The organism is Micromonospora sp. NBRC 101691 (genome assembly GCF_030269285.1).
Classification (GTDB): Bacteria; Actinomycetota; Actinomycetes; order Mycobacteriales; family Micromonosporaceae; genus Micromonospora; species Micromonospora echinospora.
Genome location: NZ_BSTB01000010.1, coordinates 22,648 through 43,504, shown reverse-complemented (window position 1 = coordinate 43,504; position 20,857 = coordinate 22,648). Strand labels below are relative to the sequence as shown.

Genomic DNA, 20,857 nt, shown 5'->3' with positions numbered 1-20,857 from the left:
GGACGCACTGCTGGGGCGGGCCCTCCCGGTAACCGATGCGACCCGCTCCGCTCAACACCTAGGAGCCTACGTCGGGCAGGGGGTCCCACCGGGCCCGAGGTCCGCCGAATGGGACCGTCTTACCCCGCAAATTGTACGGTTTTGCGGGGTTTTGGGGCTAGGGCCGTAATCGAAATCACCGGTCGGGCATCCGTCACTCGATCGACGGAGATCACTTGGAGCTGTCGCCGGTTCCGGTCGCCCCACCCGGCGGTCCGGTCGACCGTCGGCGCAGTGACATGGTCGCCAGCGTCAGCGCGAGGGCCACCAGGAGACCGGAGACGACGATGAGGATGATCGCGGTCTGCTGCGCCGAACTCAATCCGTCGTCCGGGCCCGAACCTCTGGTCGAACCGGTGAGGACGCCCTGCGAGCCGGTCGGCTGTGGCACCCCGGCCGCCGGGGCCAGCGCGGCGGCGGCGGCGATCCGGAAGCTCATCTGCACCCGGAGGCTCCGGCCGTGGCGCGGATCGAGCTGGCCGACCGCGCCACCGGAGAGCGGTGCCCGACGCTGCGCCTCCGGCGTCGCGACCACGGGCAGCCGCAGGACGGCCGTCCGGCCGGCCGCCACCGTTCCGGTATCGCACCGGGTGCGCCCGGTGGCCGGTTGGGACGTGCAACCCTCCGGTGGCCCGGTCACGGTCACGCCGTCGGGCAGGACCACCTCGACCTGGCCGGACGCGTCCACCGCGCCGGTGTTGCCGAGCCGGACCTCCAGCGTGCTCGGCCCGCCGCCGATGTCGAAGGCCACCTCTTCGGTCTCCAGCGCGATGCCGGGCACCGGCGGGCCGGGCGGGAAGAGGACCACGAAGCCCTCGTCGTCGCGGACCGGAAGCGCCTCGCCCGGCGCGGTCGCGGTGACCGAGACGGTGCCGCCGAGCGGCATCTGCCGCCAGGCGTCCCCGCTGACCCGCACCCGGATCGCGCTGCTGAACCGCGCACCCGGCGCGGTCGTCCACGCGCCGCACCGGTAGCTGCGGTCACCGGCCGGCGCGCAACCCGGCGTGCCGGCGTCGGTGACGCCCGCCGGCAGGGTGTACGTCAGGCCGAGCTGGCCGGCCACCCCGCCGGTGTTGGTCACGGTGACCCGGAGGGTGGCCGTGGTGCTCGTCGCGTTCCAGTACCCGGCGGTCAGGTGGACGTCCCCCGTGGTGACCCGGACGCCGAGCCGGGCGGGGGCCGGCTGGTCCGGGGCGGACGTCGTCGGCGCGGAGCGGGTCGGCAGGGGCGGGGGCGTCGAGGTCCGGGGGGCGGTGGGCAGCGGCCCGGCCGTGGTCACCGTGGGTAGTGGGTCGGGTGCGGCGGTCGTCGGTGGCGGTGGCGTCTCGCCCGGCGGTTCCTCGGTCGGCGGCGCGGTGGTGGGTGCCGGCTCGGTCGGGGTGGGCGGATCCGTCGGCGGCTCCGGGTCGCCGTTCTCGCCCGGATCGGTGACCGGCGCGTACGCCTGCCCGGCGGGGACCGGTGCGGCGGTGGCCAGGCGCGGGGACACGGCCGCCGCGGCGGCTCCGCCGACGGTCAGCGAGACCGACAACGCGGCCACCACCCATCGATGGCGGAGGCGCTCACCGGGGCGTGCGTCGGGGCGCGTCATCTCTCCTCCGGTCACAATGGGTGAGGGTTCATTATTCGGTAACAGTTGTCGCATGACACTGTTCCGCTGGGAAACAGTTGCGTAACGGGTTCGGTCGGCGGGTGGCCGGTAGGCTGTCGGATCGTGGGTGGATACCTGGGCTCGTACGCGACGCTCGGGCTGTTGCTGGCCGCGAGCGTCCTCTTCTTCGTAGTGGCGTTCTCCGCCAATCGGGTGTTACGTCCCGCCCGTCCGGCTGATCCACCGGGCAAGCGCGCCAGCTACGAGTGCGGCCTCGACCCGGTGGGCGGCGACTGGGCGCAGATGCAGATCCGCTACTACGTCTACGCGTACCTGTACGTGCTCTTCGCCGTCGAGGCGGTCTTCCTCTTCCCCTGGGCGGTGGTCTTCGACCGGCCGGGATTCGGCCTGGTCACCGTCGCCGAGATGGGCGTCTTCGTGGCCGTGCTGGCGCTCGGCATCCTCTACGCCTGGCGGCGGAACATCCTGCGCTGGACCTGACCGGCGACGGGCCGAGCGGCCCGGCTCAGGCCAGGCCGCGTCGGGTCAGGGTGGGTGGGCGGTCCCCCCGGATCGAGGCCACCATGTCCAGCACCCGCCGGGTCTGTCGCACCTGGTGCGCCCGGAACACCCGCGCCCCCAGCCAGGCCGACACGGCGGTGGCGGCGAGCGTCCCCTCCAGCCGCTCGGCCACCGGCAGGTCGAGGGTCTCGCCGACGAAGTCCTTGTTCGACAGGGCGACCAGCAGCGGCCACCCGGTCCCGGCCAGTTCGTCGAGCCGTCGGGTGATCTCCAGCGAGTGCCGGGTGTTCTTGCCGAAGTCGTGCGCCGGGTCGATGAGGATGCCGTCGGCCCGCACCCCGAGCGCCACCGCCCGGTCGGCCAGCCCGGTCACCGTGGTCAGCACGTCGGCCACCACGTCGTCGAAGGCGGCCCGGTGCGGCCGGGTGCGCGGCGTCAGCCCGCCGGCGTGCGAGCAGACCAGTCCCGCGCCGGTCTCGGCGGCGACCCGGGCCAACGCCGGATCCGCCCCGGACCAGGTGTCGTTGAGCAGGTCCGCCCCGGCGGCGACCGCCTCCACCGCCACCTCGGCCCGCCAGGTGTCGATCGAGATGACCACGTCCGGGAAGGCGCTGCGGACGGCGGCGATGGTGTCGACCGTACGGCGGATCTCCTCGGCGACGTCCACCTCGTCGCCGGGGCCGGCCTTCACCCCGCCGATGTCGATGATCTCGGCGCCCTCTGCCACCGCCCGTTCCACGGCCCGCAACGCACTGTCGGCGGCGTAGGTCGCGCCCCGGTCGAAGAACGAGTCCGGGGTGCGGTTGACGATCGCCATCACCACCAGCTCACCCGGGGCGAACGTACGCGCACCGAGCCGCAGCGTCCTGGCCATGTCGCCTCCCGAACCCCGCCCGTAACCGACCGTGCCGACGCTAGCCGGTCCGTCGCGTGCCGGCGTGCCGAGGTCCCCGTCCGGGTTGATCGACGGCACGATGTGGTCCGGGGGTCGCCCGACGGCGATCGTCATGCCACGATCTGTGCATGGGTCAGCTTCTGCTCCTGCTGGTCGTGGCGTTGACCGTCGCGGCGGTGGTGTTCGGTGTGACGGTTCTGGTCACCGGTCGTGATCCGGGCCTGGTCCCGGTCGAGCCGGACGGTCGGGCGGTGCCACTGCCCGGCGGTCGTCCGCTCGCCGAGTCGGACATCGGCGGGATTCGTTTCGACACCGCGCTGCGGGGGTACCGGATGGACCAGGTCGACCAGGCGTTGCGCCGGGCGGCCTACGACATCGGGTACAAGTCCGAGTTGATCGGAGTGCTGGAAGCGGAGGTCGCCGCCTTGCGGGAGGGACGCACGGCCGAGGCCGACGAACTGCGGGACACTCGACTGGCCTCCCTGGCCGGCGCCCCGGTCGCCGCCGACGACACCCCGTCCGCCGGTGCCGTGCCGGTCGACGCGGACTCCCCGGCTGACGCCGCCACCCCCGACGTCGCCGGGGACACGGAGGGGGCCGGCGACCCGGACGACGCCGGCACGGACCGTCGCCCGGCCGGCCAGCCCGACGTGGTCGTACGGTCGGAGACGGCGTGAGCGCACCGGGAGGCTCGGAGGAGTTGCGGGAGGCCGCCCAGCCGGGCGCCGGCGAGGTCACCGCGACGGTGATCGTCGACGCGCCCGCCGAGCGGGTCTTCGCCGCGCTCACCGCGTGGGAACGCCAGTCGGAGTGGATCCCGTTCACCACGGTTCGCGTCGTCGAGGGAGACGGTGGCGAGGGGAGCCTGATCGAGGCGGTCACCGCGGTCGGGCCGGCGGTGATCCGCGACGAGATGCGGGTGGTCCGGGTCGACGCGCCGTACGAGGTGGGTGTGGTGCACTGCGGGCGGCTGCTGCGCGGCCCGGGTGTGCTGCGCTGCACCCCGATGCAGGGCGGCCGGACCCAGGTGGTGTGGCACGAGTGGTTCCACCTGCCCGGTGGCGCGGCCGGGCGGGTCGCCTGGCCGGTGCTCTGGCCCGGCTCGAAGGTCAGCCTGACCGGGGCGCTGCGGAAGTTCGGCCGGCTCGTCGAGCAGGGTCGCCTACCCTGACCGGCGGCCCGACGTCGGCGGCGGTCAGGAGCCGTCGGTGGGGCCGGGCTGCCAGCCGGGCGAGCGCAGCAGGTGGCCGGCGCGGTGCCGCCAGGACGCCGCCGCCCGGACGTCCCGGGCGATCGCGACGTACTCGTGGAACGCCACCCGCAGCGGGTTGTGGGTGGCGATGTTGGTGGTCAGGCCGTAGACACAGCGTTCCCGTTCCGGGGCGAACGTGCCGAACAGCCGGTCCCAGACGATCAGGATGCCGCCGAAGTTGCGGTCCAGGTAACCGCCCTGCGAGGCGTGGTGCACCCGGTGGTGCGACGGGGTGTTCAGGACCGCCTCGAACCAGCGGGGCATCCGGTCGATGCGTTCGGTGTGGATCCAGAACTGGTAGAGCAGGTTGACCGAGCCGCAGAAGGCGACCACCGCCGGATGCACCCCGGCCAGCACCAGCGGCACGTAGAAGAGCCAACCGGCCACGCTGGTCCAGGGCTGACGCAGCGCGGTGGAGAGGTTGAACCGCTCCGAGGAGTGGTGCACCACGTGCGTCGCCCAGAGGACCCGGACGACGTGGTGACCCCGGTGCGACCAGTAGTAGCAGAAGTCCTGCGCCAGCAGGATCAGCGGCCAGGTCCACCAGACCTCGCCGATCCTCAGCGGGGTGAGCGCGTAGAGCAGCGCGTACGCGGCGGTGATCGGGATCTTCCAGAGCAGGTCCGCCCCGACGCTGCCCAGGCCCATGGTGAGGCTGGTGACGGTGTCCGCCGCCGAGTAGCCCCGTTCGTCGTCGTCGCGGTGCAGCAGGTAGGAGACCCGTTCCAGCACGATCAGCAGCAGGAAGGCCGGGATCGACCACGCGATGACGTCCGGGAACTCCTTCATCGGGCCGGGCCTCCCACCGTCGTCGGTCGATCCGGGCAGCGGTTCTACCGGTCGGTAACAAGCACGATAGGCAGCCCGGCGGGCCGAGGCAACGGTCCGGAGCAGGGTGACCTACGGTGGATGCCGTGAACGACCTGGTGACCGGCGTCGACGGGCTGGCTCGCTGCGGATGGGGTGCCGGCACCCCGGACTACGCGGCCTACCACGACGGGGAGTGGGGCCGACCGCTGCGCGGTGACGACGCGCTCTACGAGCGGATCACGCTGGAGGCGTTCCAGTCCGGCCTTTCCTGGCTGACCATCCTGCGTAAGCGCGCGGCGTTCCGGCGGGCCTTCGACGACTTCCGGATCACCACCGTCGCCGGCTACGGCGAGGCCGACGTGACCCGGCTCCTCGGCGACGCGGGCATCGTCCGCAACCGGGCCAAGATCGAGGCGGCGATCGCCAACGCGCGGGCCGCGCTCGACCTGCCCGAGGGGCTCTCCGCGCTGCTCTGGTCCTTCGCCCCACCCACCCGGGCGACCCGGCCCGGCCGGCTGGCCGACGTGCCGGCGGTGACGCCGGAGTCGACCGCGCTGGCCAGGGCGCTCAAGAAGCGCGGCTTCCGCTTCGTCGGGCCGACCACCGTGTACGCGCTGATGCAGGCCACCGGCATGGTCGACGACCACCTCGCCGGATGTCACGTCGTCCTCGCCCCGGCGGCGTGATGGGATGACGGACATGACCGACACCGACCGCGCCTGGGCGGTGCTGCTTCCCGCCGACCGGTACGACGCCGAGCGGCTCGTCCACCACGACACGCTGGAGCTGACCGGACTGGAGACCGCGCACCGGCCGGTTCCCGGCGACCCGGTCGCGGTGGTCGTCGACGGGGAACCGCCGGCGCTGGTCGCCCTCGGCCGGGTCGAGGCCGGCGTGGAGAGCGAACAGGACCCGGACGACCCCGGTGCCGACGACGTGGAGACGCCGCTGGCGGTGTCGTACGCCCGGCGGGTCTTCGACGAGCCGGTGCCGGTCGACGGGCTGGTGCTCGACGGCCCGGTCACCCCGCTCGCCGTCGACCGTTGGCGTGGCCTGGCCGACCGGCTCGGGCCACCGCCGCCCCGGCGGACCTGGCTGGTCAGCCTGGACCTGCCGATCGAGGCGGCGAGCCAAGCCGAGGCGGTACGGATCTTCTGGTCGTACGTGCACGAGTTGGGCCCCCGGGAGCTGCCCGCGTACGTCTCGCCGAGCGGGGACGAACTGGCCATGCAGGCGTTCGTGCTGGGTGCCGAGGCCAACCAGGACCCGGAGGAGGACGACTAGCGGCCTGCGGCGCGGGTAACGGGCCGGTGCGGAGCCGGCGCGTCGCCGGCTTCCCGGTACGCGCGCGCTCCGAACGCGTGGCGCGGGAGGAGGGGGCGCCGATGCGGTTCCAGGACAAGGTCGTCTTCGTCACCGGCGGTGCGTCCGGGCTGGGGGCCGCCACCGCCCGACGGTTCGCCGCCGAAGGGGCCCGCGTGGTGATCGCCGACATCGACACCGAAGGCGCCACGCGGGTCGCCGCCGAGCTGCCGGACGCCCTGGCGGTGACCGTCGACACCGGAGACGCCAGCTCCGTCGAGCAGGGCGTCGCCGAGGCGGTCCAGCGGTACGGCCGGATCGACGTGATCTTCAACAACGCCGGTATCGACGGCAAGCAGCAGCCGCTGCACGAGATGGACCTGGACAACTGGGAGCGGGTCCGGCGGATCAACGGTGACGGCGTCTTCCACGTGCTCAAGTACGGCATCGAGGCGATGCTGCGCGGTGGTGGCGGGGCGATCGTGAACACCTCGTCGACCACCGCGTTGGCGGCCCAGGAGAACATCTCGCCGTACACCTTCACCAAGGCCGGGATCGTCGGGCTGACCCGGTCGGCGGCCGTCGAGTACGCGGCGCGCGGCATCCGGATCAACGCGGTCGCCCCGACCGTGGTGATGACCCCGCTGGTCGAGCGCTTCATCGAGAACGCCCCGGACCCGGCGCAGATGCGCCGGGAGATGGAGTCGTTCAACCCGAAGCCCGGCATCCCCACCCCGGAGGACATCGCCGGGGTGGTCGCGTTCCTCGCCTCCGACGACGCCGCCTGGATCACCGGTCACACCGTCCCGATCGACGGCGGTTACGTTGCCCGCTGATCCCGCTGATCCCGCTGATCCGGCTGATCCCGCCGGCCGGTCCGGAGCCGGCGGGACCGGGACTGACGGAACCAGCGCGGCCGGGACCGGCGGGCGGTGTCGGGCCGGCTCAGCGCCCCTCGTAGACCGGCTGCTCCTTGCGTACGAAGGCGAGGGTGGCGGCGCGGTGGTCGGCGGTGCCCCCGCAGATCGTCTGCGCCTGTGCCTCGGCGGCCAGCGCGTCGGCGAGCGTGCCCGCGTCGGCGATGGAGAGCTGGCGCTTGATCGCCCCGTACGCGACGGTCGGGCCGGCGGCCAGCCGGGCGGCGAGTTCCTGGGCGGTCGGCAGCACCTGCTCGTCGTCCGCCACGAGCTGGTTGAGCAGCCCCAGCTGGCGGGCCTCCTCGGCGCCCACCGGCTCGGCCAGCATCAGCAGCTCGACCGCCTTGGCGTGACCGACCAGGCGGGGCAGCGTCCAGGACGCGCCGGTGTCGGCGGCCAGCCCCACCTTGGCGAAGGCCATCAGGAACTTGGTCTTCGGCCCACCGATCCGGATGTCGGCGAGGAAGGCCAGCGACGCCCCGGCCCCGGCGGCCGTGCCGCGCACCGCCGCGACCACCGGCTTGGGCAGGTTGGCCAGGCGGGCGGCGATCGGGTTGTAGTGCGCGCCGACCGTGGCCAGCGGGTCGCCCTTGGTCGACTCCAGGGTCGCCACGTGTTCCCGCAGGTCCTGGCCGGCGCTGAACTGCCCGCCCGCCCCGGCGAGCACCACCGCCCGGCAGGTCCGGTCGGTCTCCAGCTCGGCGAGGGTGTCCCGCAGGGCCTCCTTGAGAGCCACGTCGAGCGCGTTCATGGCGGTCGGGCGGTTCAGCGTCAGGGTGACGACGGCGTCGGTGCGGTCGACCAGGAGCGGCTCGGTCACGTGTCTAACGACCCTTCTGTCGTACGGCGCGGTTGCCCAGGTCGAGGCACTGCTCCACGTACCGGTCGGCGGCCGGGCGGAGCCGGGCCGCGTGTCGGTCGAAGAAACTGGCGGCGCTGGTGCCGGGCCAGCGCTCGGGCAGCAGGGCCGGGGGCAACTGCGGATCCTTGAACAGGAAGGTACGCCACGCGTGCACCAGTCGGAATCGTGCCGCGTACGCCTCCTCGTCACCACTGCGGGCGGTGACCGTGGCCAGCAGGGGTCGCTGTTCGGCGACGAAATCCTCGTACGCCCGGCCGATCTCTACCAGGTCCCAGGCGCGACGGACCATGGCCACCGCGCCCGGCGTGCCGGCGGTGTGGGCGGCGGTGAACCGCTCGTACCGGACGCCGGCCTCGGCCAGCACGGCGTCGGCGTCCTCGGCCGCCCGGGTGGCGATCCAGGTCTGTTCGTCGAGGGTGCCGTAGCCGAGGAAGCGCAGGGTCGTGGCGAGTCGCTGCCGCTCCCGGCGGCCACTCGGCGCGTCGAGCACGATCAGATCGAACCGGCCGTCCCAGCCGGTCCGGGCGGTGCGGTAGATCCGGGACGCGGCCTCGTCGAGTCGGCGGGCCGCCTTCGGGGTGATCGCGTAGCCCGGTCCGGAGGCGAGTCGGAGCGGGTCCAACCAGCCCTGTCGCACCATCCGGGAGACCGCGGTACGCACGGCTGGGGGCGCGATACCGAGTGGCGCGAGCAGTTTGACCAGGGCGGCGACCGGTGCCCGGCCGCCCCGGGGACGGAGGTGGTCGCCGTACAGGTCGAAGAGTGCCGACCGTGCCTGCATGACCGCACATTGTGACAGGCCTACTCGGGATATGCTAGACGCTGTTACATCAATGCTGCTTCGGTTTGGGTCCGGCGGTGTTCATCAGGGAAAATCGTTGGTCAGCACCGCGCGTCGGCGCGTGGTGGGTTTAACGCGTAGTGGCTGTGGGGCAACCCACCGACCCTGGTGTAGGTCTGAGGGGAGACAACATGGCGGCGATGAAGCCGCGGACGGGCGACGGTCCGCTGGAGGTCACCAAGGAGGGCCGGGGCATCGTCATGCGGGTTCCGCTGGAGGGTGGTGGCCGGCTCGTCGTCGAGATGACTCCCGACGAGGCCAACGCGCTCGGTGACGCGTTGAAGGCAGCCGCCGGCTGATGGAGGAGTGGCCCGGGCGGCGTCCGCCGCCCGGGTGGTCCGGAAGAACCTGAGCCACCGGTACACCGGTGGCTCAGGCTCTTCGTGTCCTGAGAATCCCTGGAGGTACGGCAAAGCGTGCTGGACATCCGCCTGGTGACCGGTCCCGACCGGTTCGACACCCTCGTCCTACCTGTCCGAACCGTCGAGGGGACGGACGCCCCGGCGGCGCTGGTCCCGACGGCGGCAACACTCCCCGACGACCTGGTCGCGGAGGCCACCGCGCTGGTCCCGGCGGCGGCATTCACCGGGGCCGCCGGTGAGACCCGGATCCACCTGCGCCCTCTGGCCACCCCCGTACGGCTGCTGCTGCTCGGCGTGGGCGACGGCGACGAAACCGGTTGGCGGGCCGCCGGGGCGGCACTGGTGCGGGCCCTCGCGGAGCAGAGCACCGCCACCGTGGCCCTGCCGGCCGCCGCGCCGGCCGAGGCGGTACGCGGCCTGGCCGAGGGGGCGCTGCTGGCGTCCTACCGGTTCCGGCTGACCGACGCCGGCCCGACCCCGGCGTTGACCGGACTGGAGATCGCGGTCGCTGAGCCGGAGCGGTACGCTGCCGCGCTCGACGCGGCCCGGACCACCGCCCGGATGACCTGTTTCGCCCGGGACCTGACCAACATGCCGTCGTCGGCGAAGAACCCGGAGTGGTTCGCCGACCAGGTCGCCGGGCTCGCCGCCGACGTGCCCGAGGTCGACCTGCGGGTCTGGCAGCCCGACGAACTCGCCGAGGCGGGTTTCGGCGGCATCCTCGCCGTGGGCGGCGGCTCGGCCAAGGGGCCCCGGCTCGTCGAGCTGGGCTGGCACCCGGCCGGCGCGACGACGCACGTGGTGCTGGTCGGCAAGGGGATCACCTTCGACACCGGCGGCATCTCGATCAAGCCGTTGTCCGGCATGAAGCTGATGCGCAAGGACATGGCGGGGGCCGCCGCCGTGGTGGCCGCGACCCTCGGGGCCGCCGCGCTGCGCCTCCCCGTCCGGGTCACCGCCCTCGCGCCGCTGGCCGAGAACATGGTCTCCGGATCGGCCTTCCGGCCGGGTGACGTGATCCAGCACTACGGTGGGCTGACCAGCGAGTCCACCAACTCCGACGCCGAGGGGCGGTTGGTGCTCGCCGACGCGCTCGCGTACGCGGTGGACCGGCTCGCCCCCGACGTGCTGGTCGACCTGGCCACGCTCACCGGGGCCAACTCGATCGCCCTGGGTTCGCGGACCGCCGCGCTCTACACCGAGAACGACGGGCTGGCCGAGGCGTTGGTCGCCACCGCCGCCGAGGCGGGCGAGCGGTCCTGGCGGATGCCGCTGGTGGGCGACTACGTCGAGTATCTCGGCAGCGACCTGGCCGACTTCTACAGCGCCCCGAACCGGGGCGCGGGCTCCGTGGTCGCCGCGCTGTACCTGCGGGAGTTCACCGGGGACCTGCGGGATCGCTGGGCGCACTTCGACATGTCCGCGCCCGCCTGGTCGTCCGACTCCAACGCGGAACTCGCCAAGGGCGCCACCGGCTGGGGCGTCCGGGGCCTGCTCCGCTGGCTGGCGACGCTGGCCTGAGTCGTCGGGGCTCTGCCTGTCCGGGTTGGTTGGTTGCAGGGGGCCCTTCCTACCGTTTTTTGACGAGGAGGGGACCCCTGCAACCACGCGGAGCCAGCAACCACGCGGAGGCGGCAACCACCGGGAGCCGGCAACCGTCCGGAGCCGGTGGCGGAGGAGAAGGGCGGTGGCGGGGTGGTCAGCAGCGGATGGCGGCGAGCAGGCCGTGACCGACCGGGAGCAGGGCGGGCACCCACTCGTCCGACTCCCGGAGGGCCTTCATGGCCTCGCGCAGGGTCACCGTCTCCAGGTCGCGGGCAGCCGGGTCGCCGATCCGCCCGCCGGCCAGCGCGCCGTTGACGGCGAGCACTCCGCCCGGGCGGAGCAGCCGCAGCGCGGCGTCCACGCAGGCGCTCACCCCGGTCACCTCGGCGTCGACGAACACCAGGTCGTACGCGCCGTCGGCGAGGCGGGGCAGCACGTCCAGGGCGCGGCCGGTGATGATCCGGGTACGCCCCGAAGGGAAGCCCGCCTCGGCGAAGATCCGGCGGGCGATGCGCTGGTGCTCGATCTCCACGTCGATGGTGGTGAGCACGCCGTCGGCCCGCATGCCGCGCAGCAGCCAGATGCCGCTGACTCCGGTGCCGGTGCCGATCTCCACCACCGCCCGGGCACTGCCGGCGGCGGCGAGCAGCCGCAGGGCGGCGCCGGCCCCGGTGGTCACCGCGTCGACGCCCACCTCCTCGGCGAGACTGCGGGCGGTACGCAGGACGAGGTCCTCGGCGACGTACGACTCGGCGAAGTGCAGGGCCTGCGCCGTCGAACTGCCGGAACTGGCGGCCGTGGCGATGGGGCACCTCCGGGGGCGGCGGGAGTGAATCGGGGCGGATTCGCGGTATGAGCCTAGAGGCGACGGTCGAGGGGTGCAGCCACGCGGTCGGGTCGGTGTGGTGTTCGCCGGTACGACCGCCGACCCGGCTTCGGGCATCCGTGCAATCCTGGATGGTGATCCCGTCCGTCGCGGCCGGGCCGGTGCCGCCGGCCCGCCCACGGCGGACGGGGCTCGGGACGGACTGGGAGGCACCGACGTGACCGACGGCTGGGACTGGCGCCGGCCCGCCGCGAACGACTCCGCGCCGACGCGGCCACCGGTGGCCGGGGGAGCGCCGACGGGCGGTGCGTACGGGGGACCGACGAACAGCGCGGGCGGGTCGTACCCCACCACGGGCGCCACCTCGCCGTGGTGGTCCGACGCGCTCGCCGACCCGTGGCGGGACCCGGCCGCGCCCACCGCCGTGGTGCTGCCGGCGGTGCCGGTACCGGGGACGGAACCGGAGCCGGTGGCCGACCCGGACGCGCCCCGTCGACCGGTGCTGCGTCAGGTGCTGCTGATCGCCGTGGTCGCCGCGTTGCTCGCCGGCACGCTCGGCGGGGCACTGGGCTACACGTTCGCGGTGCGCGGTGGCGCGGGCGGGACGGTGCTCGGGGCCCAGCCGCAGGATCCGCCGGTGGCCGCCCAGCGCAAGCCCGACTCCCTGGCCGGGGTCGCCGCGCGGGTGCTGCCCAGCGTGGTCACCGTCCGGGTCGGCGGTGCCGCCGGCACCAGCGAGGGCTCGGGCTTCATCGCCAGCGCCGACGGCTATGTGATCACCAACGACCACGTGGTCGCCGGCGGCAACGGCCGGACGACCGTGATCTTCAACGACGGTTCCTCGGCCCCGGCCAGCCTCGTCGGTCAGGATCCGGAGTCCGACATCGCCGTCATCAAGGTTGCCCGGACCGGGCTGCGGCCGGTGGAGTTCGGCGACTCGGACGCCCTCGCGGTCGGCGACCCGGTGCTCGCCATCGGCTCGCCGCTCTCCCTGGCGAACACGGTCACCGCCGGCATCGTCAGCGCCCTGGACCGGACCATGCGGGCCGGTGAGCCCGGTGGACCGGTGCGCTACTACGCGGCGATCCAGACCGACGCCGCGGTCAACCACGGCAACTCCGGCGGCCCGCTGGTGGACGGCGCGGGGCGGGTCATCGGGGTGAACTCGACGATCAAGTCGCTGGTCTCCGACGGGCAGGAGGCCGGCAACATCGGTCTCGCCTTCGCCATCCCGATCAACCAGGCCAAGCGCATCACCCAGGACATCATCGGCACCGGCAAGGCCCGCCGCACGGTGATCGGCGCCGAGGTGCCCGGACCGGGCGCGGCCCCCGGCGCCGGGGGCGTACGGCTGGTCACGGTCGAGCCCTCCGGGCCGGCGGCCGGGGCCGGGCTGAAGGCCGGGGACGTGATCGTCCGGCTCGCCGGGCGTCCGCTGTCCGAACCCACCGACCTGATCGCCCTGGTCCGCAAGTTCGCCCCCGGTTCGGTGGTGACGGTCGAGTACCGGCGTGGATCGTCCCTGGACAGCGCCTCGGTGACACTCGCCGCAGACGCCAAGTAGGCGACGGCCACCCCCTCCCGCAAGCCCTCCGGCGTGCGTACGCTTGCCCGCAGAGGCCGAGGAGGAGGTTGCGCGTGTTCGACAACCTGGGCGCGTTCGAGGTCGGTGCGCTGCTGCTGCTCGCGTTGCTGATCTTCGGCGACCGGCTGCCGGCGGTGATCAGCGACGGCCTGCGGATGGTGCGCAACCTGCGCAACATGGCCCGGAACGCCACCACCGACCTGAGCCGGGAGCTGGGCACCGACATCCAGCTGGAGGACCTGCATCCCAAGGCGTTCATCCGCAAGCACCTGCTCAGCGAGGAGGACGAGCAGGCGATCCGGAAGCCGTTGCAGGGCATCTACGACGACCTGCGCACCGACGTCACCGGCGTGCACAAGGAGCTGAAGGACGTGGCCGCCGCGGCGGACCTGCGCTCCGGGCCCGCCCCGGCCACCACGCCGCCCCGGCCCCGCAGCTTCGACACCGACGCCACCTGACCCCCGGACCGCGTGCGGCGGGGGTCAGGTGCGGTCGGTCAGCGGCCGGCGGGCTTGAGCCCGAGGGGCTTGCCGAGCAGCGACTCACGGCGTACGGCCAGCCGGTCGGCGACCGCGTCCAACGCCTTCGCGGCCGGGGCCGCCGGCTCGGCCAGCACGATCGGGGTGCCGGCGTCACCGGCCTCGCGGACCCGGGTGTCGAGGGGGATCTGCCCGAGCAGCGGCACCTGCGCGCCGATGGTCCGGGTCAGCGACTCGGCGACGGTGGCCCCGCCGCCAGCGCCGAAGACCTCCATCCGGGAGCCGTCCGGCAGCTCCAGCCAGGACATGTTCTCGATCACACCGACCACCCGCTGGTGGGTCTGCAGGGCGATCGCGCCGGCACGCTCGGCCACCTCGGCGGCGGCGGCCTGCGGGGTGGTGACCACCAGGATCTCCGCGTTCGGCAGCAGCTGGGCCAGGGAGATCGCCACGTCGCCGGTGCCCGGGGGCAGGTCGAGCAGGAGGACGTCCAGGTCGCCCCAGTAGACGTCGGCCAGGAACTGCTGCAACGCCCGGTGCAGCATCGGGCCGCGCCACACCACGGCGGCGTTGCCGGCGGTGAACATGCCGATCGAGATGACCTTCACGCCGTGCGACTGGGGCGGCATGATCATGTCTTCGACCCGGGTCGGGCGGGCGTCCGCGCCGAGCATCCGGGGCACCGAGTGGCCGTAGATGTCCGCGTCGACCACGCCGACGGAGAGCCCCCGGGCGGCGAGCGCCGCGGCGAGGTTGACCGTCACGCTGGACTTGCCGACGCCGCCCTTGCCGCTGGCCACCGCGTACACCCGGGTCCGGGAGCCGGGCTGGGCGAACGGGATGACCGGTTCCTCGGTCGCGCCGCCGCCGCGCAGCTTCGCCTGGAGTGACTGCCGCTGTTCGGGGCTCATCACGCCGAACTCGATCTCCACCCCGGTGACCCCGGGCACCGCGCCGACGGCGGCGGTGATGTCGGCGCGCAGCTTCTCCTTCAGCGGGCAGCCGGCGACGGTGAGCAGCAGCTCGACCCGGACGACGCCGTCGTCGCCGACGACCGCGGAGCGGACCATGCCGAGGTCGGTGATCGGCCGGCGGATCTCGGGGTCGTCGACGGTGGCCAGCGCGGCCTGGACGGCGTCGGAGACGGTGCTGACGGGTGCTGACATGCCGGCAATGCTACGTCGGCGACCCTTCGTGACCACGGGCAGCGGGGGCGGTGTGAGCGAGTCGGCGGCCCGCCGTGCGCCCCGGTCCGGTCGGCCTGGGCGGTTCCGGCGGCACCGCGTACGTCGGCCTGGGCGGTTCCGGCGGCACCGCGTACGCCGGTCAGTCCGCGTCCGGTTCGTCCCGGGGCTCGTCGAGGGGTTCGGGGCGCTGGCCGGACTTCTCCTGCTGCCGGCGTTCGAGCCGGTGGCGGCGCTGCTGGGCCTCGTCCAGCTCCTCGGCCAGCCGGGCCAGCTCGGAGCGGAGGAAGTCCCGGGTGGCGACCTCGCCCATGGCGATCCGCAGGGCGGCGATCTCCCGGGCGAGGTACTCGGTGTCCGCCTTCTGCGCGGTGGCGCGACGGCGGTCCTCCTCCAGCGAGACCCGGTCCCGGTCGGCCTGCCGGTTCTGCGCGAGCAGGATCAGCGGGGCCGCGTAGGACGCCTGGAGGCTCAGCACCAGGGTCAGGAAGGTGAAGGTGTACGGGTCGAAGCGCAGGTGCGCCGGGGCCAGGGTGTTCCAGCCGAACCAGGCCGCGATCACCACCGTCATGTAGACGATGAAGTTCGCCGTGCCCATGCCCCGGGCGATCCCCTCGGACCAGCGTCCGAACGCCTCCGGGTCGAACCGGGGCAGCTTGATCTTGCGGGGCTCCGCCGGCTGGTCCAGCCGTTCGGCGCGGCGCTGCTCAGCCATGCCCACCGTCCGTCAGCCGGTCCCCGGACGCCGTGCCGGACAGCGGCCCACCGGGCAGGTCCACGTCCGGGGAGTCGGACAGGTCCGTCGCCGCGTCCCGGTCCCGCCAGTCCCGGGGCAGGGAGTGGTCCAGCACGTCGTCCACGGTGACCGCGCCGACCAGCCGGTTGTTGCGGTCCACCACGGGCATGGCGACCAGGTCGTAGGTGGCCATCCGGCGGGTGATCTCCGGCAGGGGGGTGGTCTCCCGAAGCGGGTCGATGTCGTTGAGCACCACGCCGCCGAGCAGGTCGGCCGGGGGCTCCCGGAGCAGGCGCTGGAAGTGCACCATCCCCAGGTAGCGTCCGGTCGGGGTGGTCATCGGGGCCCGGGCGACGAAGACCTGCGCCGCCACGGCGGGCGAGAGCTGCGGCTCCCGGATCCGGGCCAGCGCCTCCGCGACGGTCGCGTCCGGCGGGAGGATGACCGGCTCGGAGGTCATCACGCTGCCCGCCGTGCCGGCGGTGTACTTCAGCAGCTGGCGTACCGGGTCGGCCTCGTCCGGTTCCATCAGGTCGAGCAGCACGTCCTGTTCCGGCGGGGGCAGCTCGTTGAGCAGGTCCGCGGCGTCGTCCGGGTCCATCTCCTCCAGCACGTCGGCGGCGCGCTCCCGGCCCAGGGCGGAGAGGATCTCGACCTGGACGTGCTCGGGTAGTTCGCTGAGCACGTCCGCCAGCCGTTCGTCGTCCAGAGCCGCCGCCACCTCGTTGCGGCGCAGGTCGGGCAGGTCCTGGAGGGCGTTGGCGAGATCGGCCGGGCGCATGTCCTCCAGGACGGCGAGGAGGTTGGCCGTGCCCCGGGTGTCGGCGAAGCCGGTGAGGCCCCGGACCTTGTCCCAGTCGACCTGGTGCAGGTGGCCCCGGCGGGTGAGCCGCCCGCTCTGCTCCCGGACCGCCACCCGGCTGAGTGACCACTCACCGCCCCGGTGACACTCCATCGCCACGTCGACCACGGTGCCGGCCTGGCCGTTCGGGTCGAGGTGCACCCGGCGGTCGAGCAGTTCCTGAAGGACCAGCAGCTCGTTGGGGCGCTTCTCGAAGCGGCGCAGGTTCAGTGTGCCGGTGCCGAGGACGACCGCCTCCGCGTCGAGCGAGGTGACCCGGTTGATGGAGAGGAAGATGCGCCGACGCATCGGCATCTCGGCGACCAGCCCCACCACCTCGGGCGGGCGGTTGGTCGGCCGGAGCCGGGCCACCGCGTCGCGGACCCGCCCCACCTGGTCGCCGTTCGGGTCGAAGACGGCCACCCCGGCGAGTCGGGCGATGTAGACCCGGGTCGGCGTGCTCACGCCGACCAGCCTATGCGCCTAGTGTCTATCAACATGTCGACCTTGGCCTACGAGATCGTGGACGTCTTCACCGACCGCCCGTTCGCCGGCAACCCGCTGGCCGTGGTGTTCGGCGCGGAGGGGCTCGCCACCGAGCAGATGCAGACGCTCGCGCGGGAGTTCAACCTTTCCGAGACGGTGTTCGTGCTGCCCGCCACCCAGGTCGGCGCGACGTACCGGGCCCGGATCTTCACCCCGGCGGCGGAACTGCCCTTCGCCGGGCACCCGAGCGTGGGGGCGGCGGTGACCGCGTGCCGACGGGGCTGGTTCGACACGGGTCAGGTCACCCAGGAGTGCGGGGCGGGGGTGCTGCCGGTCGAGGTTTCCGGGACGGGCGCCACGCTGACCGGCGGGATGCCGACACTGGGACCGGAGTTGGACGTGGAACCGCTGCTGGAGGTGACCGGCCTGCGGGCCACCGACCATGCCGGACCGGCGCCCCGGGTGGCCGGCTGCGGGCTGGAGTTCCCCTACCTGCCGGTCCGTCCGGACGCGTTGGCCCGCGCCCGGGTCGACGCGCGGGCGGCGGAGCGGTACGGAGTGGAGCATGTCAGCGTCTTCTCCTGGGACGCCGGTACGCAAACCGCCCGGTCCCGGGTCTTCGTGCCCGGCATGGGGGTTCCCGAGGACCCGGCCACCGGATCGGCCGCCCTCGGCCTGGGCGTGTGGCTGGTCGCCAGCGGGCTGCTCCCCGGGGACCGGCGGTCGTCGTACACCGTCGAGCAGGGCTACGAGCTGAACCGTCCGTCCGTGCTGACCTGCACGGTCACCGCGGCCGGCGGCGTCGCGCTGGGTGCCACGGTCAGCGGCCAGGTGATGCCGGTCGCCCGAGGCGAGATCAACGTCCCGCCCTTCCTCGGCTGACCCACCCGGTGACGCGGATCTCCTGAAAACCCCCGTCGACCCGATCGGACGGCGGTCCGGCGGGCGTCCGTGGGCGGCGTAGGGCAGGATCTGCGGATGTGAGCGACGAGGTGGAGGGACGGGCGGCCACGCCCCTGGTCGACGAGGCGCTGAAGAAGGCCGCCGTGGCCTGGGTCCGGGTGCCGGACGGTCCGGCGCTCGCGCTCTGGTGCGTACCCCTGGACGGCGCCCTGTTCGTGGTGAGCGGCCCGGGGGAGCAGACGGCGCCCGGCCTGGCCGGGGCCACGGAGGCCGAGGTGACCCTCCGGGGCGATCACGGCGGACGGATCGTGACGTTCCCGGCGCGGGTCTCGCGGGTGGAACCGGAGAGCGAACCGTGGGCCTCGGTGGCCCCGGCGGTGGCCAGCAAGCGGCTCAACGCCTCGGGCTCCGCCACCGACCTGGTGCGTCGGTGGGCCACGGACGGCTGCGCGTTGAACCGGCTGGAGCCGGCGGGCACGCCGCTCGCCGGGTCCGCGTTGCCGGACGACTCACTTGCCGAGCCGCCCCGGGACACCCCCGCCGTCCGGCAGACCCGTAAGCCTTTCCGCCTGCACCGGGTACGCCGCCGCTGACGCCGGTGCGGCCGACCGGGCCGGTGCCACCGGTCCCGCCGGCCGGGACGGTCCGGTGACCGAATGCCGGCTGCGCCGGTGGGCGCGTCCCGCCCGACCGGCCCTGTGTGAGGATCGTCTTCCGTGCAGTCGTCACCGCGACACCCGCCCCTCGACCCGCTGACCACCGGGGCGATCGTGCTGGCCGTCGCGGCGGTCTCCTCGTCGGCGCCGCTCATCGCGTTCGCGACCGCGCCCGCGCTGGCCATCGCCTTCTGGCGGAACCTCATCGCCACCGGTGTCATCGCGCCGTGGTCGCTGGTCCGCCGCCGCGCCGAGTTCCGGATCCTGGCGTCGGACGCCGGGCGGCGCGAGGGCTGGTACTGCGTGCTCTCCGGGGTGGCGCTGGCCGCGCACTTCGCCACGTGGATGCCGAGCGCGCAGCTCACCTCGGTCGCCGCCGCGACCGCGCTGGGGGCCACCCAGCCGGTGTGGCAGGGGCTCATCGCCCGCTGGCAGGGCCGCCGGCTGCCGCGCACGGTGTGGCTCGGCATTGGCATCGCGGTGTCGGGTGCGGTGCTGGCCAGCGGTGCCGACATCGCCGTCTCCGGCCGGGCCTTCGCCGGTGACCTGCTGGCCATCGCGGGTGCGATCTTCATCGCCGGCTACACCGCTCTGGGGGAGCGGGCCCGCGCCACGCTGAGCACCACCACGTACACCACGATCTGCTACAGCGTCTGCGCGGCCGTCCTGCTGGTGGTCTGCCTGGTCGGTGGGGTGCCGCTCGGCGGGTACGACAGCGACACCTGGCTGGTGATCCTCGCGCTGGTCGCCGGGGCGCAACTGCTCGGGCACTCGATGTTCAACTACGCGTTGCGCCGGGTCTCGGCGACCACCGTCAGCGTCCTGATCCTGCTGGAGGTGCCGGGGGCGGCGTTGCTCGGCTGGCTCTGGCTGGGGCAGCTCCCGCAGCCGCTCGCCCTGTCCGGTCTGGGTGTGCTGCTGGCCGGTACGGCCGTGGTGGTGCTGGGTGGGGCGCGGGCCCGGCGGCCCCAGCCGGTGCCGTTACCCGGGGAGGTGGGGCCGCCGCCGCGCGGTCGGGCCGGGCCGCCGGCCTGACGGCGTCGCCCGCCCCCGGGTCCTCGACGGCGACGTGCACGGCCAGGCCGGGCGCGACGCCGGTGGGATCCGGTGCGGTCGGAGCCGGGGGTGCGGGGGGTAGTTCACCGGGGTCGGCCGGGTCCGCCCACCTGGGTGACCCGGACCGACCCCGAGGGCGACGAGTGCGCTCCGGCCCCAGGCGCCGGCCGGTCGCGGTCAGGAACTGACCTCGTCGGCCAGTCCGGCCCGTTCGGCGGGGGTGGTCGACGTCTCGTTCCGGGTGGCGAGGTACTGCCGGACCGACCAGACCACGGCTGCCGCCCAGACCACCGTCACGACGGCGTAGCAGACGTACCGGACGGTGTCCGGGGCGTCGACCCACTCGCTCCGCAGCAGGGTACGGCCGTTGGTGAGGATGATCATGCCGCCGACGGCCGAGCCGAGCACCCGGGGCGGGACCTTCCGGACCAGCCACGCCGCGATCGGCGCGGCGGCCATGCCGCCGAGCAGCAGGGCGAGCACCCAGCCGTAGTCGATGTTCTGCGAGCCGAGCCCGACCAGGAAGCCGAGGCTGGCGGCGACCGCCACCAGGAACTCGCTGGTGTCGATCGAGCCGATCACCCGGCGCGGCTCCATCCGACCGCTGGCGAGGATGGCGGGGGTGCCGACCGGGCCCCAGCCGCCACCACCGGTGGCGTCGACGAATCCGGCGACCAGGCCCAGGGGGCCGAGGAACCGCTTGCGCAGCGGCAGCCCGACCCGGCCGGTGGGCAGGCCGGCGACGGTGAAGCGGATCAGCAGGTAGAGGCCGAGGGCGAGCAGGATCAGCGACATGATCGGCGCGGCCGCCGCGGTGGAGATGCTGGAGAGGAAGGTCGCGCCCAGGAAGGCCCCGAGGGCTCCCGGTACGCCGACCCGGCGCACCACCCGCCAGTCCACGTTGCCGAATCGCCAGTGGGCGGCGCCGGAGACGAGTGTCGTGCCGATTTCGGCCAGGTGAACCGTGGCGGACGCGCTGGCGGCACTGGTGTTGATGGCGAGCAGCAATGTGGTGGATGTCACTCCATAGGCCATCCCGAGACTGCCGTCAACAAGTTGGGCACCGAAGCCCACCAGGGCGAGCAGGATGAGTTTACGCACTTTTAACCGCCGATCATAAAGAGGTAATGAGAGTTAGCCGCCTGGACACGAGCGCGCTCCGGCAAT

General features: G+C 73.6%; 23 protein-coding genes. 13 read left to right on the top strand and 10 right to left on the bottom strand.

Going from position 1 to position 20,857, the window contains the following annotated elements:
- Nucleotides 1–211 precede the first annotated feature (211 nt).
- Complete coding sequence (locus tag QSK20_RS17105) at nucleotides 212–1,630, bottom strand: hypothetical protein (RefSeq protein WP_285789580.1); 1,419 nt, start codon at nucleotides 1,628–1,630, stop codon at nucleotides 212–214.
- 123 nt (nucleotides 1,631–1,753) lie between these two features.
- On the opposite strand from QSK20_RS17105, the gene QSK20_RS17100 reads away from it, so the two are divergent.
- Nucleotides 1,754–2,131 carry an NADH-quinone oxidoreductase subunit A gene (locus QSK20_RS17100; protein WP_285789579.1) on the top strand — a complete coding sequence of 126 codons (378 nt, stop codon included), beginning with the start codon at nucleotides 1,754–1,756 and terminating at the stop codon, nucleotides 2,129–2,131.
- Nucleotides 2,132–2,156: 25 nt separating this feature from the next.
- Here the strand turns inward: QSK20_RS17100 and folP are convergent, their stop codons facing one another.
- On the bottom strand, nucleotides 2,157–3,026 hold the full coding sequence (gene folP, locus QSK20_RS17095; RefSeq protein ID WP_285789695.1) for a dihydropteroate synthase: 870 nt from the start codon (nucleotides 3,024–3,026) through the stop codon (nucleotides 2,157–2,159).
- A gap of 149 nt (nucleotides 3,027–3,175) precedes the next feature.
- On the opposite strand from folP, the gene QSK20_RS32140 reads away from it, so the two are divergent.
- Both QSK20_RS32140 and QSK20_RS17085 read left to right on the top strand, forming a co-directional pair.
- Nucleotides 3,176–3,724: a DivIVA domain-containing protein gene (locus QSK20_RS32140; protein WP_352232296.1), complete on the top strand. Its 549-nt coding sequence runs from the start codon at nucleotides 3,176–3,178 to the stop codon at nucleotides 3,722–3,724.
- Nucleotides 3,721–4,218 carry an SRPBCC family protein gene (locus QSK20_RS17085; RefSeq protein ID WP_285789578.1) on the top strand — a complete coding sequence of 166 codons (498 nt, stop codon included), beginning with the start codon at nucleotides 3,721–3,723 and terminating at the stop codon, nucleotides 4,216–4,218. Before QSK20_RS32140 ends, QSK20_RS17085 begins: the two co-directional genes overlap by 4 nt.
- Nucleotides 4,219–4,242: 24 nt before the next feature.
- Here QSK20_RS17085 and QSK20_RS17080 read toward each other — a convergent pair whose 3' ends face one another.
- Complete coding sequence (locus tag QSK20_RS17080; protein WP_285789577.1) at nucleotides 4,243–5,088, bottom strand: sterol desaturase family protein; 846 nt, start codon at nucleotides 5,086–5,088, stop codon at nucleotides 4,243–4,245.
- Nucleotides 5,089–5,213: 125 nt separating this feature from the next.
- Here QSK20_RS17080 and QSK20_RS17075 point away from each other — a divergent pair, with 125 nt between their 5' ends.
- The 3 genes from QSK20_RS17075 to QSK20_RS17065 all read left to right on the top strand — a co-directional run bounded on the left by QSK20_RS17075 (nucleotide 5,214) and on the right by QSK20_RS17065 (nucleotide 7,247).
- Nucleotides 5,214–5,795, top strand: coding sequence for a DNA-3-methyladenine glycosylase I (locus tag QSK20_RS17075; protein ID WP_285789576.1), 582 nt, complete (start codon nucleotides 5,214–5,216; stop codon nucleotides 5,793–5,795).
- Nucleotides 5,796–5,799: 4 nt separating this feature from the next.
- Nucleotides 5,800–6,393 carry a hypothetical protein gene (locus tag QSK20_RS17070; RefSeq protein ID WP_285789575.1) on the top strand — a complete coding sequence of 198 codons (594 nt, stop codon included), beginning with the start codon at nucleotides 5,800–5,802 and terminating at the stop codon, nucleotides 6,391–6,393.
- Between the two features lie 101 nt (nucleotides 6,394–6,494).
- Nucleotides 6,495–7,247 (top strand): SDR family NAD(P)-dependent oxidoreductase, encoded by a 753-nt coding sequence (locus tag QSK20_RS17065; RefSeq protein ID WP_285789574.1) that lies wholly within the window; start codon nucleotides 6,495–6,497, stop codon nucleotides 7,245–7,247.
- 109 nt (nucleotides 7,248–7,356) lie between these two features.
- Here QSK20_RS17065 and QSK20_RS17060 read toward each other — a convergent pair whose 3' ends face one another.
- Together QSK20_RS17060 and QSK20_RS17055 are read right to left on the bottom strand one after the other, a co-directional pair.
- The gene (locus QSK20_RS17060) at nucleotides 7,357–8,148 is read right to left on the bottom strand and encodes an enoyl-CoA hydratase-related protein (protein ID WP_285789573.1); all 792 of its coding nucleotides are present in this window, start codon (nucleotides 8,146–8,148) and stop codon (nucleotides 7,357–7,359) included.
- A 4-nt stretch (nucleotides 8,149–8,152) separates the two neighbouring features.
- Nucleotides 8,153–8,971, bottom strand: a complete 819-nt coding sequence (locus QSK20_RS17055; protein ID WP_285789572.1) for a PaaX family transcriptional regulator — start codon at nucleotides 8,969–8,971, stop codon at nucleotides 8,153–8,155.
- A gap of 191 nt (nucleotides 8,972–9,162) precedes the next feature.
- On the opposite strand from QSK20_RS17055, the gene QSK20_RS17050 reads away from it, so the two are divergent.
- Together QSK20_RS17050 and QSK20_RS17045 are read left to right on the top strand one after the other, a co-directional pair.
- Nucleotides 9,163–9,330, top strand: a complete 168-nt coding sequence (locus tag QSK20_RS17050; RefSeq protein WP_007455245.1) for a DUF3117 domain-containing protein — start codon at nucleotides 9,163–9,165, stop codon at nucleotides 9,328–9,330.
- Between the two features lie 117 nt (nucleotides 9,331–9,447).
- Nucleotides 9,448–10,914 (top strand): leucyl aminopeptidase family protein, encoded by a 1,467-nt coding sequence (locus QSK20_RS17045; protein WP_285789571.1) that lies wholly within the window; start codon nucleotides 9,448–9,450, stop codon nucleotides 10,912–10,914.
- Nucleotides 10,915–11,092: 178 nt separating this feature from the next.
- Here QSK20_RS17045 and QSK20_RS17040 read toward each other — a convergent pair whose 3' ends face one another.
- A complete protein-coding gene (locus QSK20_RS17040) occupies nucleotides 11,093–11,701 on the bottom strand; it encodes an O-methyltransferase (protein WP_285789694.1) in 609 nt (202 codons plus the stop codon).
- A 280-nt stretch (nucleotides 11,702–11,981) separates the two neighbouring features.
- On the opposite strand from QSK20_RS17040, the gene QSK20_RS17035 reads away from it, so the two are divergent.
- Together QSK20_RS17035 and QSK20_RS17030 are read left to right on the top strand one after the other, a co-directional pair.
- The gene (locus QSK20_RS17035) at nucleotides 11,982–13,328 is read left to right on the top strand and encodes a S1C family serine protease (RefSeq protein WP_502888921.1); all 1,347 of its coding nucleotides are present in this window, start codon (nucleotides 11,982–11,984) and stop codon (nucleotides 13,326–13,328) included.
- Nucleotides 13,329–13,402: 74 nt separating this feature from the next.
- Nucleotides 13,403–13,807 carry a twin-arginine translocase TatA/TatE family subunit gene (locus QSK20_RS17030; RefSeq protein ID WP_285789570.1) on the top strand — a complete coding sequence of 135 codons (405 nt, stop codon included), beginning with the start codon at nucleotides 13,403–13,405 and terminating at the stop codon, nucleotides 13,805–13,807.
- A 38-nt stretch (nucleotides 13,808–13,845) separates the two neighbouring features.
- On the opposite strand, the gene QSK20_RS17025 is transcribed toward QSK20_RS17030, so the two are convergent.
- The 3 genes from QSK20_RS17025 to QSK20_RS17015 all read right to left on the bottom strand — a co-directional run bounded on the left by QSK20_RS17025 (nucleotide 13,846) and on the right by QSK20_RS17015 (nucleotide 17,054).
- A complete protein-coding gene (locus QSK20_RS17025; RefSeq protein ID WP_285789569.1) occupies nucleotides 13,846–14,994 on the bottom strand; it encodes a P-loop NTPase in 1,149 nt (382 codons plus the stop codon).
- Between the two features lie 160 nt (nucleotides 14,995–15,154).
- The gene (locus QSK20_RS17020) at nucleotides 15,155–15,727 is read right to left on the bottom strand and encodes a DUF1003 domain-containing protein (protein ID WP_285789568.1); all 573 of its coding nucleotides are present in this window, start codon (nucleotides 15,725–15,727) and stop codon (nucleotides 15,155–15,157) included.
- Nucleotides 15,720–17,054: a magnesium transporter MgtE N-terminal domain-containing protein gene (locus tag QSK20_RS17015; protein ID WP_285789567.1), complete on the bottom strand. Its 1,335-nt coding sequence runs from the start codon at nucleotides 17,052–17,054 to the stop codon at nucleotides 15,720–15,722. The genes QSK20_RS17020 and QSK20_RS17015 overlap by 8 nt, the downstream gene beginning before the upstream one ends.
- A 33-nt stretch (nucleotides 17,055–17,087) precedes the next feature.
- Between QSK20_RS17015 and QSK20_RS17010 the strand changes: the two genes are divergently transcribed.
- From QSK20_RS17010 to QSK20_RS17000, 3 genes are all read left to right on the top strand, one after another.
- Nucleotides 17,088–17,957: a PhzF family phenazine biosynthesis protein gene (locus QSK20_RS17010; protein ID WP_285789566.1), complete on the top strand. Its 870-nt coding sequence runs from the start codon at nucleotides 17,088–17,090 to the stop codon at nucleotides 17,955–17,957.
- A 98-nt stretch (nucleotides 17,958–18,055) separates the two neighbouring features.
- A complete protein-coding gene (locus QSK20_RS17005) occupies nucleotides 18,056–18,571 on the top strand; it encodes a hypothetical protein (RefSeq protein ID WP_285789565.1) in 516 nt (171 codons plus the stop codon).
- 123 nt (nucleotides 18,572–18,694) lie between these two features.
- Nucleotides 18,695–19,669 (top strand): DMT family transporter, encoded by a 975-nt coding sequence (locus QSK20_RS17000; protein ID WP_285789564.1) that lies wholly within the window; start codon nucleotides 18,695–18,697, stop codon nucleotides 19,667–19,669.
- 198 nt (nucleotides 19,670–19,867) lie between these two features.
- Here QSK20_RS17000 and QSK20_RS16995 read toward each other — a convergent pair whose 3' ends face one another.
- Nucleotides 19,868–20,791 carry a sulfite exporter TauE/SafE family protein gene (locus tag QSK20_RS16995; RefSeq protein ID WP_285789563.1) on the bottom strand — a complete coding sequence of 308 codons (924 nt, stop codon included), beginning with the start codon at nucleotides 20,789–20,791 and terminating at the stop codon, nucleotides 19,868–19,870.
- Nucleotides 20,792–20,857: the final 66 nt, after the last annotated feature.